At 74.0% G+C, this 15,599-nt stretch carries 14 protein-coding genes; 11 read left to right on the top strand and 3 right to left on the bottom strand.

Translation table 11 applies throughout. From position 1 onward, the window contains the following. The first annotated feature begins 64 nt into the window (after nt 1-64). The 4 genes from IE118_RS26180 to IE118_RS34515 all read left to right on the top strand — a co-directional run bounded on the left by IE118_RS26180 (nt 65) and on the right by IE118_RS34515 (nt 2,225). Nucleotides 65-649: a sigma-70 family RNA polymerase sigma factor gene (locus IE118_RS26180; RefSeq protein ID WP_189560570.1), complete on the top strand. Its 585-nt coding sequence runs from the start codon at nt 65-67 to the stop codon at nt 647-649. Further along, nucleotides 646-1,464 carry an anti-sigma factor gene (locus tag IE118_RS26175; RefSeq protein ID WP_189560504.1) on the top strand — a complete coding sequence of 273 codons (819 nt, stop codon included), beginning with the start codon at nt 646-648 and terminating at the stop codon, nt 1,462-1,464. The genes IE118_RS26180 and IE118_RS26175 overlap by 4 nt, the downstream gene beginning before the upstream one ends. Nucleotides 1,465-1,590: 126 nt before the next feature. Then, complete coding sequence (locus IE118_RS26170) at nt 1,591-1,866, top strand: hypothetical protein (RefSeq protein WP_189560503.1); 276 nt, start codon at nt 1,591-1,593, stop codon at nt 1,864-1,866. A gap of 233 nt (nt 1,867-2,099) precedes the next feature. After that, a complete protein-coding gene (locus IE118_RS34515) occupies nt 2,100-2,225 on the top strand; it encodes a hypothetical protein (RefSeq protein WP_268248970.1) in 126 nt (41 codons plus the stop codon). 57 nt (nt 2,226-2,282) lie between these two features. Here the strand turns inward: IE118_RS34515 and IE118_RS26165 are convergent, their stop codons facing one another. The 3 genes from IE118_RS26165 to hmgA all read right to left on the bottom strand — a co-directional run bounded on the left by IE118_RS26165 (nt 2,283) and on the right by hmgA (nt 5,677). Further along, nucleotides 2,283-3,482 (bottom strand): type ISP restriction/modification enzyme, encoded by a 1,200-nt coding sequence (locus tag IE118_RS26165; RefSeq protein ID WP_189560502.1) that lies wholly within the window; start codon nt 3,480-3,482, stop codon nt 2,283-2,285. A gap of 65 nt (nt 3,483-3,547) precedes the next feature. Beyond that, the gene (locus tag IE118_RS26160; RefSeq protein ID WP_189560501.1) at nt 3,548-4,297 is read right to left on the bottom strand and encodes a GntR family transcriptional regulator; all 750 of its coding nucleotides are present in this window, start codon (nt 4,295-4,297) and stop codon (nt 3,548-3,550) included. A 27-nt stretch (nt 4,298-4,324) separates the two neighbouring features. Beyond that, complete coding sequence (gene hmgA / locus IE118_RS26155) at nt 4,325-5,677, bottom strand: homogentisate 1,2-dioxygenase (RefSeq protein ID WP_189560500.1); 1,353 nt, start codon at nt 5,675-5,677, stop codon at nt 4,325-4,327. 176 nt (nt 5,678-5,853) lie between these two features. Here hmgA and IE118_RS26150 point away from each other — a divergent pair, with 176 nt between their 5' ends. From IE118_RS26150 to IE118_RS26120, 7 genes are all read left to right on the top strand, one after another. Next, nucleotides 5,854-6,531, top strand: a complete 678-nt coding sequence (locus IE118_RS26150; protein ID WP_189560499.1) for a hypothetical protein — start codon at nt 5,854-5,856, stop codon at nt 6,529-6,531. Beyond that, nucleotides 6,531-7,148 (top strand): TetR/AcrR family transcriptional regulator, encoded by a 618-nt coding sequence (locus IE118_RS26145; protein WP_189560569.1) that lies wholly within the window; start codon nt 6,531-6,533, stop codon nt 7,146-7,148. Before IE118_RS26150 ends, IE118_RS26145 begins: the two co-directional genes overlap by 1 nt. 87 nt (nt 7,149-7,235) lie before the next feature. Beyond that, nucleotides 7,236-9,500 (top strand): molybdopterin oxidoreductase family protein, encoded by a 2,265-nt coding sequence (locus IE118_RS26140; protein ID WP_189560498.1) that lies wholly within the window; start codon nt 7,236-7,238, stop codon nt 9,498-9,500. A gap of 133 nt (nt 9,501-9,633) precedes the next feature. Further along, complete coding sequence (locus IE118_RS26135; RefSeq protein ID WP_189560497.1) at nt 9,634-11,121, top strand: CitMHS family transporter; 1,488 nt, start codon at nt 9,634-9,636, stop codon at nt 11,119-11,121. Between the two features lie 29 nt (nt 11,122-11,150). After that, a complete protein-coding gene (locus tag IE118_RS26130; RefSeq protein ID WP_189560496.1) occupies nt 11,151-12,380 on the top strand; it encodes an MFS transporter in 1,230 nt (409 codons plus the stop codon). A 365-nt stretch (nt 12,381-12,745) separates the two neighbouring features. Next, the gene (locus tag IE118_RS26125; RefSeq protein WP_189560495.1) at nt 12,746-14,101 is read left to right on the top strand and encodes an ABC transporter ATP-binding protein; all 1,356 of its coding nucleotides are present in this window, start codon (nt 12,746-12,748) and stop codon (nt 14,099-14,101) included. A gap of 106 nt (nt 14,102-14,207) precedes the next feature. Next, nucleotides 14,208-15,596 carry an aldehyde dehydrogenase family protein gene (locus IE118_RS26120; RefSeq protein WP_189560494.1) on the top strand — a complete coding sequence of 463 codons (1,389 nt, stop codon included), beginning with the start codon at nt 14,208-14,210 and terminating at the stop codon, nt 15,594-15,596. Nucleotides 15,597-15,599 lie beyond the last annotated feature (3 nt).

The following is a 15,599-nucleotide window of genomic DNA, read 5'->3' as shown; positions in this document are numbered from 1 at the left end:
CCGCGTTTTCGGCCCGGTGATCCGTACTTCCCGTCCGGGGGCACGCTCGCCGCGCGTGCTCCGAGTGAACCGGGCGGCCCGGCGGGCCGGGAGAGGGGGACGCGCGTTGGAGGCGGACGAGCTGCTGGTGCTGGTGGCCGGGGGTGACCAGAAGGCGTTCGAGGACCTGTACGGGCTGGTCTCCGGCCCCGTGTACGGGCTGGTGCGGCGCGTGGTGCGCGACCCCGCCCAGTCCGAGGAGGTGGCTCAGGAGGTGCTGCTGGAACTCTGGCGCTCCGCCGCGCGGTTCGACCCGGGCCGGGGCAGCGCGCTGTCCTGGGTGCTCACCCTCGCCCACCGCCGTGCCGTCGACCGGGTGCGCAGCGCCCGCGCGGCCGGTGAACGCGAGCAGCGCGAGGCCCGGCGCGGTCACGGCCCCGCCTTCGACCAGGTCGCCGAGGAGGTCGAGGCCGGCCTCGAACGCGAGTGGGTACGCCGCTGCCTGGACCGTCTCACCGCCCTCCAGCGGCAGTCGGTCACCCTCGCCTACTACGACGGCTACACCTACCGGGAGGTGGCCGAGCGGCTGTCGCTGCCGCTGGGCACGGTCAAGACCCGGATGCGGGACGGTCTCACCCGCCTGCGCGAGTGCCTGGGAGGCGCGGCATGAGCCTGTTCGGCCGACTGGGGTCCCGCGGCGACCTGCACTCGCTGGCCGCCCCCTACGCCCTCGACGCCCTCGAACCCGCCGAGCGCGTCCGCTTCGAGAAGCACCTGAAGTCCTGCGGCCGCTGCACCGAGGAGGTGCGCGACCTCGCCGAGGACGCCGTCCGCCTCGCCTGGTCCACGGCGGCCCCCGCGCCGCCCGCACTGCGGGACCGGGTGCTGGCGGCCGTACGGACCACCGCGCAGGAGCCCGCGCCCCGGGACGGAGTCCGCGCGCGGGCACCGCAACTGCCGCCCCACGTCTGGGGCGCCGCTCCGCCGCCGCGCGTCCGGGAGCGGCGCCGGTCACCCCTGTTCGTGCCGTTCGCGACCGCCACCGCCGCGGCGGCGCTCGTCGTCGCCTCGCTCTTCGCCGTCCAGGCCGGCCGTACCCAGGACCGGCTGGACGCCGAACGGGACCGGGCACGTGAGATCGCCCACGTTCTCGCCGCCCCCGACGCCCGCGCGAGCAGTGGCCGGGATCCGGGCGGCGGCACCATCGGAGTGGTCGCCTCCGCATCGACGCGCAGCGCGGTCGTCACTCTGGGCGGATACGACGAGCCTCCGAACGGACGTGTGCACCAGCTCTGGCTCATGGGATCGGGGGAACAACCGCTTTCTCTCGGGCTTTTCGAAGGCGACACGCCCTTGGTGGCCTCCGGTCTCGACCCCGCCGCGACGTCACTCGCGGTGACCGTCGAACCCGGCGGCGGCTCACCGCAGCCCACCGGCCAGCCCATCATTCAACTCGCCCTGAAAACGGTCGGATTCGGAGAGTAGTCGTCGTGGGTTCGTCAACACCCTTACAGGGAAGGTGAATCCTGTGACCTCGATACACGGGAGCTCGTACGGGGCGATAGGGTTACCCTGCCCGGGCCGGGTGGACTCGTACGGGTGGGGAGTGACATGGAACAGATAACAGTGCGCAGCAGGGCGAGGGTCCCTGCGATCACCTGCGGCAGCAGCGCCAGCAGTTCGCGTCTCGACCGGCATCTCTCGGTTCTCGGGGGGCCGGCGGTCCCGCAGCGCGAGACCGCCGAGGCGACCTCGCTGATGCGTGAACTGACCGCGCGTGAGCCCGTGCACGGCCGTGGCGCCAGGAGCGCGCGGGCCCGGGCGAGCCGCGTCTCGCTCTTCGCCCCGCTGCGTCGACTGCGCCGCTCCCTGTTCGGCAGCCGGTAGCGCCCGCGCCGGACGGGCCCACCGTCCCGGCGCGGCGCCCCGCCCCCGCCGTCATCCCCGCGGCACCACGAGGGCACCCCGCGCACCGGAGTTCCCTCGTACGTTTCCTCGCCGGAGCCCCCGGTCCCACCCACCCGGCAGTGCTACCGGGGCCCGCCGGCCCCCCTCCCCGCGCCTCAGCGCTCGCCCCGCGCGTACTGCCGCACCGCGAGTGGCACGAACCCGGCGACGGGATGCGCCACCGGCCACGCCGCACCCGCCAGCCGACCGCGAGCCCCACCAGCAGGAACGGCACCGTCCCGGCGGCGGTGGAGGAGGTGTTCGGGCGCGTTCTCGACGGGTTCGACCCCGGCGACTGAAGCCGGCCGCCGTCCGGGCCGGCCGTCAGGGCCTGGCCGGCCCGCGTGGTGCGGTCCTCAGATCAGGGCGAGCTGGCCCTCCGGACCCTCCTCGCGGGTGTCCAGGACGGAGGCGGGGCGCCGGGCCGCGTCCGGGACCGGCAGGACGCCGGCCGTGCGCAGGGCGGCCGGCGTGATCGGGGCGGGCAGCGGATCCGCCGTCAGCTCCCGCTGACCCTCCCGTACCTCCGCGAGCAGGGCGAGCACCGTGATCAGTTCCAGGAGCTCGGAGGTCCAGGCCTGCGGCCAGGCGGGCGGCCGGATCGCGGCCAGCGTGCCCGCTTCGGGCACCTCCGTGCGGGCCGCGAACCACTGCTCGATCACCCGCACCCCGCCCGCCTCGAAGTCCCAGGCCTCCGGCGGCACCGGGGCGACGCGGCCCTCGTCGACGTGCAGGGCCTCCTCCTCCCGGTCGTAGCGCACGGTCAGCGGCCGGGAGGGCAGGGGCGCCCGCACGTAGGGGCGGCGGCCGCCCGGCAGCCTGGGCCGCTCCCCGTCGCGGCGCATCAGCCACAGCATCCGGCGGCCCACCGCGACCCCCCGCTCCCAGACGTCCGGATCCCCGGTGAGCGGCACCGCGAGGCCCGCGCGCGCGGGGCGCGCCACGGCCGTCGCCCAGGCGAGGACGTCCAGGGGAGCGGGGGACCGCCCGTACCGTGCGGCGAGGTGTTCCGTCAGACCGGGGGCGAGGTTCGGCTCGGCGGCCCCCGGACGGCGGTACAGCGGGCGGACGCGCCCTGCGCGGAGCACGGGCAGCAGGGAGGTGGCGAGCAGCGGCGGTCCGGCGGTGCCGGCCGCGGCGGGCCCCCGCGCGGGCACCGTCTCGACGGCGAACACCTGCCGCTCGTCCGCCACCCGCCACAACTCGGGCCGGGCCGCGTCGATCAGGCGCTGGTCGGGGATCAGCCACTGCTCGTCGAACGGGGCGTACAGGACCCGCACGGGTTCGGGGCACGGACCCGAGGCGCGGGCCAGTCGCTCCGTGCCGCCGCTCCGCCCGGGCAGCTGCCCGACCGCGGAGGACGGGGTCCGGGAGCGCGTCGGCCGGAACAGCGCCTCGCGGTCCGGTCCCCGGGCCTTCAGCAGGGCGTCCCAACGGGCTTTCAGGGACGCCGCGTCGGGGGCCGCCGGCCACCCCCGGCCGAGCCGCGGCGGTGCGACGGACCACGGCATGAGGTCCGCCAGCAGCGGAGCGTCGTCGTGCGTCACGCAGGGCATGGTACGGCCTGGGCCCGGCCGGCGGGCTCCCGCCCGCTCCGCCCGGCGCACGGGCGGATCCGGGATCAGGTGGCGTCCAGCGTCACCGTGAAGGAGAAGCGGTCGCCCCGGTAGTTGATGACCGCCGCGTCCAGGACCCGGCCGCCGGTGTCATAGGTGATGCCCGTGTAGTGCAGGATCGGGCTGAGCAGCGGGACCCGGAGCAGGCGGGCCGTCTCCGGGTCCGCGAGCCGCGCCTCCACCGTGTCCGTGATCCGGCTGATGTCCGCCCCGACGACGTCCCGCAGCACCTTGGTCATCGGCCACCGCACCAGGTCGTCCAGGTCGATGAGGGCCGCCAGTTCGGGGCGGACGTAGTTGCGGGCGTGGTTGGTCGGCTCGCCCGTCTTCTCGTCGCTGCGCAGCCGGTGGTACGCCGCGGCCTCGCTCAGGTCCGGGAAGTACTCGGCGATCTCCCCCGGCACCGGCGCCGGACCGTGCTCCAGCAGTTCGGTCGTCATGCCGGACTGCTGGGCCACGATCGCGTCCACCGAGCCCAGCAGCCGGACCGGGGCGCCCCGCCGGACACCGGGCTCGATGAAGGTGCCGCGCCGGCGGTGCCGGGTGATCAGCCCCTCGTCCTCCAGCTCCTTCAGCGCCTGCCGCATGGTCAGCACGCTCACCCCGTAGTGCCCGGCCAGCTGTTCCTCGGTGGGCAGACGCAGGGGGTCCTGCGGCGAGCGGCCGAGGATCGAGGCGCGCAGCGACTGCGACACCTGGTACCAGAGCGGCAACTTGCGGTTCAGGACGATCGAATCCGGAGCGAAGGAGGTCACGGGCTATCCGTACCGGTCGGAGAACGTTCAGTGCAACGGCTGGAAGTGACGTTCGAGCCCCTCCCACACGTCGTCGTAGCCCTGTTGCAGGTGGTCCGCCCGTGACGCCTGGGGGGTCAGGGAGAGCGGCCAGCGGGTCTCGAACATGAACGCGAGACCGTCGTCGATCTTCTGCGGACGCAGCTCGGCGGCGCTCGCCCGCTCGAAGGTCTCCCGGTCCGGGCCGTGCGCCGACATCATGTTGTGCAGCGAGCCCCCGCCCGGCACGAAGCCCTCCGCCTTCGCGTCGTAGGCCCCTTCGATCAGACCCATGTACTCGCTCATCACGTTCCGGTGGAAGTAGGGCGGACGGAAGGTGTCCTCGCCCACCAGCCAGCGCGGGGCGAAGACCACGAAGTCCACTCCGGCGAGGCCGGGGGTGTCGCTCGGGGACGTCAGCACCGTGAAGATCGACGGGTCCGGGTGGTCGTAGGAGATGGTGCCCATCACGTTGAAGCGGCGCAGGTCGTAGGCGTACGGCACGTGGTTGCCGTGCCAGGCCACGACGTCCAGCGGGGAGTGGCCGTAGGTGGCCGACCAGAGGTTGCCGCAGTACTTGTTCACCACCTCCACCGGGCCCTCGACGTCCTCGTACGCCGCGACCGGCGCCCGGAAGTCCCGGGCGTTGGCCAGCCCGTTGGCGCCGATCGGGCCGAGGTCGGGGAGCCGGAACGGCGCTCCGTAGTTCTCGCACACGTATCCACGGGCGGACCCGTCCAGGAGGTCCACGCGGAACCGCACCCCGCGGGGAACCAGCGCGATGTGCCCCGGCTCCACGTGCAGCAGCCCGAACTCCGTGCGCAGCAGCAGCCCGCCCCGCTCGGGGACGATCAGCAGCTCGCCGTCGGAGTCGCTGAACACGCGGTCCATCGAGGCGTTGGCGTGGTACAGGTGCACCGCCATGCCGGTGCGCTGGGTGGCGTCCCCGTTGCCGCCCAGGGTCCACAGGCCGGCCAGGAAGTCGGTGCCCTCGGCCGGCTCCGGCAGCGGGTTCCAGCGCAGCCGGTTGGGGTCGGGGACCGTCTGGGTGAAGGGCGCGGTACGCAGTGCCCCGTTGCCCGAGCGCGTGAACGCCGGGTGGGCGGCCGACGGACGGATCCGGTACAGCCACGAGCGGCGGTTCTCCGCACGCGGTTCGGTGAACGCCGAGCCGCTCAGCTGCTCCGCGTACAGCCCGAGCGGTGCCCGCTGCGGCGAGTTGCGGCCCACGGGCAGGGCGCCCGGGACGGCCTCGGAGCTGTGCTCGTTGCCGAAACCGGAGAGGTGCTCCAGTGCCTCGGCGACCTTGCGCGCTCCACCGTGCTCGAATGCGCCGGCGCGGGCGGTGCCCCCATCGCTCATGTTCGCTGCTCCCTTGAGGGTCCGATTCCTATGGCACACCGTAGGATTGCGATTTCCCCGGCGCAAGAGGGGCGCGCGATCCCGGTCCCCCTCCTTCGTCCTCCTCTCGACGGAGGACCCCAAACCCGACTTCAGGGGGATACGCGGACTCGTACCGGTGTTCTACGCTCCCGGACATGACGTGGACGCGGAGACTGATCACCGCGCTCGCGGTCTGTGTCGTCCTGGTGGCCGGATCCGCGGGCTGTGTTTCCGGGACCGCCCAGGGAGAGGGCGGGGCGTCGCCCTCACCGGCCGGCCGGCTCCTCGACGAGCGCGACCAGGAGGGGCGCCCCTACCGCGAGGTGGACGCCGAGAACGCGCCCGAGGTCGGTGTCGAGGTCGTCCCCGACGCCGAGGGCGGCTGGGACGTGCGGCTGCGGGTGCGCAACTTCCGCTTCTCCCCGGACGGGACGGGGGAGCGGGCGGTGGCGGGCCGCGGTCTGGCGCACCTCGAGGTGAACGGACGCCGGGTCGCCCAGCTGCGCACCCCCGAGTACCACCTGGCCGGCGGCCTCGTCCCGCGCGGCACGCACCAGGTCACCGCGCGCCTGTACGCCGACGACGGCTCGGTGTGGGCCGTCGACGGGGAGCCGGTGGAGAGCACGGCCGACATCACGGTGTCGGAGGACGGCCCGAGCCCGGACCCCAGCGCCGAGCCGATCGCGGGGGCGGCCGTGCGGGAACCGGTCGCCGGGGCGGCCGTGTCGGAACCGGTCGCCGGCGCGGGTCCGCCGCAGCCGGTCTCCGGCGGGCCGGACGGCCGGAGCCGTGGCACGGGGCGAGGTTCACCGGACGGTGCCGGGCGGGCATGATGAAGCCCGTGCCCCCAGCGACATCGCTCCGCCGAGCGCCCGTACAGCGGCGCAGCGCCGAACGGCTGGCCAGGATCCTCGACGCCTGCGCCGAACTCCTCGACGAGGCCGGTTACGACGACCTCAGCACCCGCGCCGTCGCCGAACGCGCCCAGGTGCCCATCGGCTCCGTCTACCGCTTCTTCGGCAACAAGCGCCAGATGGCCGACGCCCTGGCCCGGCGCAACCTCGAACGCTTCACGGACCGGGTCACCGAGCGGCTGCGGGCCGCCGACGACCGGGGCTGGCGACGGGCCATGGACGTGGTGCTCGACACCTACCTGGACATGAAGCGCACCGCCCCCGGCTTCTCCCTCGTCGACTTCGGCAACCAGATCCCCGTCGGCACCCGGGCCGAGCCCAACCGCCGGGTCGCCGACCGGCTCACCGGACTGCTCGCCGCCCATCTGGAGCGCGAGCCCGACGACGACCTGCGCCGCACCTTCCTCGTCGCCGTCGAGACCGCCGACGCCCTCGTCCAGCTGGCCTTCCGGATGGAGCCCGAGGGGGACGAGAAGGTCATCGGGGAACTGCGCGAGATGCTGCGCGCCTATCTGGCCCGGGTGCTGGACCGGTAACAGCTCCCCGACACCCCTCCCCGGCATGCGTACCGGTCGGTATGCTCGGCCCGTCCGTGCGTCACCGCCGCCGTACCGGGAGGACCCGTGTCCCGCACCGCCCTGCGTATCTGCCCCCTGTGCGAGGCCACCTGCGGCCTGACGCTCACCATCGACGACGGCCGCGTCACCGGCGCCCGCGGTGACCGGGACGACGTCTTCAGCAAGGGGTTCATCTGCCCCAAGGGCGCCGCCTTCGGTGCCGTGGACTCCGACCCCGACCGGCTGCGCACCCCGCTCGTCCGCGTCGACGGCGAACTGCGCGAGGCCACCTGGGAGGAGGCCTTCGACGCCGTGGCCGCCGGGATACGGCCCGTCGTCGAGCGGTACGGACCGCACGCCGTCGGCGTCGTCCTCGGCAACCCCAACGTCCACACCATGGCCGGGGCCCTCTACCCGCCCCTGCTGATCGCCGGGCTCGGCACCCGCAGCCTGTTCACCGCCTCGACCCTGGACCAGATGCCCAAGCACGTGTCCAGCGGACTGCTCTTCGGCGACGCCAACCTCATCCCCGTACCCGACCTGGACCGCACCGACCACCTGCTGCTGATCGGCGCGAACCCGCTGGAGTCCAACGGCAGCCTGTGCACCGCCCCCGACTTCCCCGGGCGGCTCAGGGCGCTGAAGGCACGGGGCGGCACCCTCACCGTCGTCGACCCGCGCCGCACCCGCACCGCCCGCCTCGCCGACCGCCACCTCGCCGTGCGCCCCGGCACCGACGCGCTGCTCCTCGCGGCGATGGCCCACACCCTGTTCGACGAGGACCTCGTCGACCTCGGCGGGTGCGCCCCGTACGTCGACGGCCTGGACGAACTCGGCGCCGCACTGCGGGACTTCACCCCCGAAGCCGTCTCCGGTGCCTGCGACGTCGACGCGGAGACCGTCCGCGCCCTCGCCAGGGAACTCGCCGCCGCCCCCACCGCCGCCGTCTACGGCCGCATCGGCAGCTGCACCGTCCCGCACGGCACCCTCGCCAGCTGGCTCGTCGACGTCCTCAACGTCCTCACCGGCAACCTCGACCGCCCCGGCGGCGCCCTCTTCCCGCAGGCCGCCACCGACCGCACCCCGCGACCTGCGGGGCCCGGCCGCGGTTTCGCCCTCGGACGCTGGCACTCCCGGGTGCGGCGCCACCCCGAGGCCAAGGGCGAACTCCCCATGTCCGCCCTCGCCGAGGAGATCGACACCCCCACCGACGAGGGCGAGCCGGTGCGCGCCCTCGTCGCCGTCGCCGCCAACCCGGTGCTCTCCGCCCCGGACGGCGACCGCCTCGACAAGGCGCTCGGCTCCCTCGACTTCATGGTGAGCGTCGACCCGTACCTCAACGAGACCTCCCGCCACGCCGACGTCGTCCTGCCGCCGCCGCCGCCCGCGCAGAGCCCGCACCACGACTTCGCCTTCAACACCCTCGCCGTACGCAACCAGGTGCGTTACACCCGCCCCGCCGTTCCCCTGGAGCCCGGCAGGATGGCGGAGACCGAGATCCTCGCCCGGCTCGTCCTCGCCGCGACCGGCATGCACGGGGCCGACCCCGCCGCCGTGGACGACCTGGTCGTCGGCCGGACCCTCGGCAAGGCGGCCGGCGACCCGCACTCCCCGGTGCACGGCCGCGACCCGAAGGAACTCGCCGCCCTGCTCGGCGGCGGCAGCGGCCCGGAACGGCGCCTGGACATGATGCTGCGCCTCGGCCCGTACGGCGACGGCTTCGGCGCCGAACCCGGCGGACTCACCCTGGAGAAGCTGCTCGCCCACCCGCACGGCATCGACCTCGGCCCGCTGCGCCCGCGCCTGCCCCAGCCGCTGAAGACCCGCAGCGGCAAGGTCGAGCTGCTGCCGGCCCCGATCGCGGCCGACCTCCCGCGGCTGCGCGCCGCCCTCGCCGACCGCCCCGGCGGACTCGTCCTCGTCGGCCGCCGCCACCTGCGCTCCAACAACAGCTGGATGCACAACGTGCCCGCCCTCACCGGCGGCTCCAACCGCTGCACCCTGCACGTGCACCCCGACGACGCCGGACGCCTCGGCGTACGGGACGGGCAGCCGGTCCGCGTCAGGGGCGCCGGGGGAGAGGTGACCGCCCCCGCCGAGGTCACCGACGCCGTGCGCCCGGGTGTGGTGAGCCTGCCGCACGGCTGGGGCCACGACCGCCCCGGCACCCGCACGCGGCACGCCGCGACCGACCCCGGCGTCAACGTCAACCAGCTCCTCGACGGCAGCCTCCTGGACCCGCTGTCCGGCAACGCCGTCCTCAACGGGGTGCCCGTCGAGGTGGCCCCGGTGGCCGAAGCCGTCACCGAAACGAGCGGCGCTCTGACCTGAGCAAAGCTGTGACCTGGAGTTTTGCGCTTATTGCTCGCACGTCAACGTCTTGTTAACGCCACTTCACGACACCTAACGTCGTCGCACCGCCGGCCCTGGTGGGAGTTCAAGGGCGAACGTTAGGTGTCCACTCATGCTGACCATCCTCGGCTTCGCCATGATCGCGACCTTCCTGGTCCTGATCATGATGAAGAAGATGTCGCCGATCGCGGCGCTCGTGCTGATCCCCGCGCTGTTCTGCGTGATCGTCGGCAAGGGCGCGCACCTCGGTGACTACGTCATCGACGGCGTGTCCAGCCTCGCGCCCACCGCGGCGATGCTCATGTTCGCGATCGTCTACTTCGGAGTGATGATCGACGTCGGGCTCTTCGACCCGATCGTCCGGGGGATCCTCAGGTTCTGCAAGGCGGACCCGATGCGGATCGTCGTCGGCACCGCGCTGCTCGCCGCGATCGTGTCGCTCGACGGCGACGGATCCACCACCTTCATGATCACCGTCTCGGCGATGTACCCGCTGTACAAGCGCCTGAAGATGAGCCTGGTCGTGATGACCGGCGTCGCCGCCATGGCCAACGGCGTGATGAACACCCTCCCCTGGGGCGGCCCGACGGCCCGCGCGGCGACCGCGCTCGAACTCGACGCCGGCGACATCTTCGTCCCGATGATCCCCGCGCTGCTGGTCGGCCTGCTGGGCGTCGTCGTCCTCGCGTACGTGCTCGGCCTGCGCGAGCGCAGGCGGCTGGGCGTGCTGACGCTGGACGAGGCACTGGTGAAGGAGGAGGCCGAGGAGACGGAGACCGTACTGGTCGGCTCGGGTTCCGCCGGCGGTTCCGGCAAGGGCGCCCGGCCCGCCGGCGGCTCCGGCGCCGGCCCGGACGCCGGTGCGGAGGACGGCGGTGCGGAGGACGGCGGTGCGAAGGCCGGGGCGGAGGACGACGGCGCGAAGGCCGGAGCGGAGGGTGCGGAGGACGACGACGACTTCCAGGGCCTCGACCCGAACCGCCCCACCCTGCGGCCCGGCCTCTACTGGTTCAACGCGCTGCTCACGGTCGTCCTGCTCACCGCCATGATCATGGAACTGCTGCCGATCCCGGTGCTGTTCCTGCTCGGCGCCGCCCTCGCGCTCTCCGTCAACTTCCCGCACATCCCCGACCAGAAGGCCCGTATCGCGGCCCACGCCGACAACGTCCTCAACGTCTCCGGCATGGTCTTCGCCGCCGCCGTCTTCACCGGCGTCCTCCAGGGCACCGGCATGGTCGACAGCATGGCCACCTGGCTGGTGGACGTCGTCCCCGACGGCATGGGCCCGCACATGGCCCTGGTCACCGGAGTGCTGAGCCTGCCGCTCACCTACTTCATGTCCAACGACGGCTTCTACTTCGGAGTCCTGCCCGTGCTCGCCGAAGCCGGAGCCGCGCACGGCGTCTCCCCGCTGGAGATGGCCCGCGCCTCCCTGGTCGGCCAGCCGCTGCACATGTCGAGCCCGCTCGTCCCCGCCGTGTACGTCCTCGTCGGCATGGCCAGGGTCGAGTTCGGCGACCACACGCGGTTCGTGGTGAAGTGGGCGGCCCTGATCTGTCTGCTGATCCTCGCCGCCGGATTCCTGTTCGGCATCGTCTGACCCCGCCCGGCCCCAGGAAGGAACCGATCATGACGCCCGGTGGGAACCGCGGCTGGCTGCTCCGCCTCGTCATCGCCTTCGGCTTCGCCCAGGCGGCGGTGTCCATGGCCCGGCCCGCCGTCTCCTACCGGGCGCTGGCCCTCGGCGCGGACGACAGGGCCATCGGCGTCATCGCCGGCGTGTACGCGCTGCTGCCGCTGTTCGCCGCCGTGCCGCTCGGCCGGCGCACCGACCGCGGCCGCTGCGCACCCCTGCTGCCGGCCGGCGTGGTGCTCATATCCGGCGGCTGCGCCCTGAGCGGCCTCACCGGCTCCCTGTGGACCATGGCGTTGTGGAGCGGGGTGATGGGCCTCGGCCACCTCTGCTTCGTCATCGGCGCGCAGTCCCTCGTCGCCCGCCGGTCCGCGCCGCACGAACAGGACCGCAACTTCGGGCACTTCACCATCGGCGCCTCGATCGGGCAGCTCGTCGGGCCGATCGCGGCGGGCGCGCTGATCGGCGCGGACATGGCCCGCACCAGCGCGCTCGCCCTGCTCGCGGCGGGGGCGGGCGGAGCGGTCGCCCTCACCTCCCTGTGGCGCATCGAACAGCCCGGGCCCCTCGCGTCCCCCGCGGCACGGGGCGAGCGGGTGCCGGTGCGCGGCATCCTGCGGTCCCGGGGTGTCCCCGGGGGCATCCTCATCAGCATGGCCGTGCTGTCCGCGACCGACATCCTCACCGCCTACCTGCCGGTGGTCGGCGAGGACCGCGGCATCGACCCGGCCGTCGTCGGCCTGCTGCTCAGCCTCCGCGCGGCGGCCACCATCGCCTGCCGGCTGGTGCTCACGCCCCTGCTGCGGCTGCTCGGCCGCACCGCGCTGCTCACGGTGACCTGTCTGCTGGCGGCGCTGCTGTGCGCGGGGGTCGCGCTGCCGGTACCGGTGTGGGCGCTGGCGGTGATCCTCGCGGTCCTCGGGTTCTGCCTGGGCGTCGGACAGCCGCTGTCGATGACGACGGTGGTCCGGGCCGCCCCCGCCGGGGCCCGTTCCACCGCCCTCGCGCTGCGGCTGACCGGCAACCGCCTCGGCCAGGTCGCCGCACCCGCCACTGCGGGCCTGGTCGCCGGGGCGGCGGGCGTGGCGGCGCCGTTCGTGATGCTGGGCGTCCTGCTCCTGCTCTCCTCGGGCGTCGCCCTGCGCACCCCCTCGGACCCATCGGGGGACCGGCCGTCCGGCCGTGAGCCCGCGCCCGACCGCCCCCGGTGCCGTACGACCCGGTGAGCGGGGGACCGGGCGCGCCCCGCCGGGGGCACCCACGCCACCGTGTCCCGGGGCCGCCCCGCCCGCGAGGACACGCGGCGGACGACGGCACGGCCCGCCCCCGGTGCCGTCCCGGCACCCCCCGGGCCGCCTCCTCTCCGGGGCCCGGCCCGGAGGGCGGCCGACGCCCCGGACGAGCGCACCACGTCACTGAATACGGACGTTCGCTTTCTCACGGATCGGACGAAGGGCCGGGATTCCGTCCCGCGTCTTCCCCCGGGCGCCTACTTTCCGTTAGCTTCCGTGACTCACACGCCCCGTACGACCCGCACGAGGCGTCCGACCGCGGAGCACCAGCGCCCTGACGAGCCCCCGGGGGCACCCTCATGACACGCGCCATCTCCCTGCACGACGTGAGCAAGGCATACACGCGGGGCACCCGCGTGGTGGACCGGCTGTCGCTGGACATCGCGCCCGGCGAGTTCCTCGTCCTGCTCGGCCCCTCCGGCTGCGGCAAGTCAACGGTGCTCCGGATGATCGCCGGACTGGAGGACATCGACGAGGGGCGGCTGTTCCTCGACGGCGAGTACGGCAACGATCTGCCCCCGTCCGACCGTGACATGGCGATGGTGTTCCAGAACTTCGCCCTCTACCCGAGCATGACCGGCCGCGACAACATCGGCTTCCCGCTGCGCATCGAGGCGCCCGGCACCGACCCGGCGCCGCGGGTCGACGCCACCGCCCGCATGCTCGGCATCGAGGACCTGCTCGACCGCTTCCCCGCGCAGCTCTCCGGCGGGGAGCGCCAGCGCGTCGCGATGGGGCGGGCCATCGCCCGCCACCCCTCCGCCTTCCTGATGGACGAGCCGCTGTCCAACCTCGACGCCAAGCTCCGCAACCACCTGCGCGCCGAGATCTCCCAGCTCACCCGCGAACTGGGCGTGACCACCGTCTACGTCACCCACGACCAGTCCGAGGCGATGTCGCTGGGGGACCGGGTCGCCGTACTGCGCGGTGGCGTCCTCCAGCAGGTCGGCAGCCCCCGCACGGTGTACGCACTGCCGGAGAACGTGTTCGTCGCCGCGTTCATCGGCACCCCGCGCATCAACCTGCTGCGCGGTCTGGTGCGGGCCCCGCTGGACGGGGCGATGACCATCAGCCTGGGCAAGCAGTTCCTGAGGCTGCCCGAACCGCTGTCCCTCGACCACCAGCTGCTGCGCGTGCAGCAGGGCCGCGAGGTGATCGTCGGCCTGCGCTCCGAGGCCGTGCGGATCGCCAAACCGGCCGCCGCCCGCACCGGCGAGGTGGCGCTCACCGGCCTGGTGGAGCACCTGGAGTTCCAGGGCCACGAAGTGCTCGTCCACTTCGACACCGGCTCCCGACCCGCCCTCGTCCCCGAACTGGAGGCCCCGCGCCCCGCGCCCGGCCGCCCCGCCCGGCGCCGCCGCCGCGAGGGCGGAACGGTCCTGGAACGGCTGCGGGAACGGGCGGGCGCCCTGCGGGCGGGCCCCGTGGCCACGGCCGAGGCACCCGGCCGGCCGGACCCGGACCCGGGCCCGGCCACCGCCACCGCGGAACCGCGTCTTCCCGGTGACCTCATCGTCCGCACCACCCCCGACATCCGGCTCCGGCACGGCATGCAGGTGCCCCTCCTCGTCGACCTCGCGCACCTGTTCGTCTTCGACCAGCACGGCCGGCGGATCTGCCCCAGCCCCGACCGGCTGCCCGACCTGGAGGAGTGACACGGGCGGGCGGCCTCCCCCTGGCGCCCGAAAACTATCATCGCTAGTTTAGGTGGCGGACGACTCGAGCAGTCGTACACCTGACGCCCGCCCCGGAGGAAGCGCGATGAAGGCACACGACGGCATGTACATCGACGGCACCTGGCGCCCCGCCGCGGGATCCGGCGTGATCGAGGTCGTGAACCCGGCCGACGAAGAGGTGATCGCCACCGTCCCCGCGGGCACCGTGGAGGACGTCGACGCCGCCGTCCGCGCGGCCCGCGCCGCCCTCCCGGCCTGGGCGGCCACCCCGCCCGCCGAGCGTGCCGCCCGCCTCGCCGCGCTCCGGGACGTGCTCCTCGCCCGCCGGGAGGAGATCGCCGAGACGGTGACCGCCGAACTCGGCTCGCCCCTGAAGCTCTCGCAGACCGTCCACGCGGGCGTGCCGGTCGCCGTCGCGGGCTCGTACGCGGAACTCGCCGCGACGTACGCCTTCGAGGAGCGGGTGGGCAACTCGACGGTCCTCCACGAGCCGGTCGGAGTGGTCGGCGCGATCACCCCCTGGAACTACCCCCTCCACCAGATCGTCGCCAAGACCGCGCCCGCCCTCGCGGCCGGCTGCACCCTCGTCGTCAAGCCCGCCGAGGACACCCCCCTGGTCGCCCGGCTGTTCGCCGACGCCGTGCACGAGGCCGGGATCCCCGCCGGTGTGTTCAACCTCGTCACCGGTCTGGGCCCGGTGGCCGGCCAGGCCCTCGCCGAACACCCGGACGTCGACCTGGTCTCCTTCACCGGCTCCACCGCCGTCGGCCGGCGCATCGGCGCGATCGCCACCGGGATGGTCAAGCGGGTCGCCCTCGAACTCGGCGGCAAGTCCGCCAACGTCATCCTGCCGAGCGCCGACCTGTCCCGCGCGGTCAACGTCGGCGTCGCCAACGTGATGTCCAACTCCGGCCAGACGTGCAGCGCCTGGACCCGCATGCTGGTGCACCGGGACCGGTACGAGGAGGCCGTGGAGCTCGCCGCGGCCGCCGCCGGCAAGTACGGCGACCGCATCGGCCCCGTGGTCAACGCCAGACAGCGCGACCGGGTGCGCGGCTACATCGAGAAGGGCACCGCCGAGGGCGCCCGGATCGTCGCGGGAGGCCCCGACGCCCCCCGCGAGAAGGGCTACTGGGTGCGCCCCACCGTCTTCGCCGACGTCACCCCGGAGATGACCGTCGCCCAGGAGGAGATCTTCGGCCCCGTCCTGTCCGTCCTGCGCTACGACGACGAGGACGACGCCCTGCGCATCGCCAACGGCACCGTCTACGGCCTCGCCGGCGCCGTCTGGGCGGGGGACGAGGCCGAGGCGGTCGCCTTCGCCCGCCGGATGGACACCGGGCAGGTCGACATCAACGGCGGCCGCTTCAACCCCCTCGCCCCCTTCGGCGGTTACAAGCAGTCCGGGGTGGGCCGGGAGCTCGGCGCGCACGGGCTGACCGAGTACCTCCAGACCAAGTCCCTCCAGTTCTAGGGG

It is taken from the genome of Streptomyces pilosus (assembly GCF_014649835.1).
In the GTDB taxonomy this organism is placed as follows: Bacteria; Actinomycetota; Actinomycetes; order Streptomycetales; family Streptomycetaceae; genus Streptomyces; species Streptomyces pilosus.
Note: the sequence above shows the minus strand (reverse complement) of the source record. Positions and strands in the feature narration are given on the sequence as shown.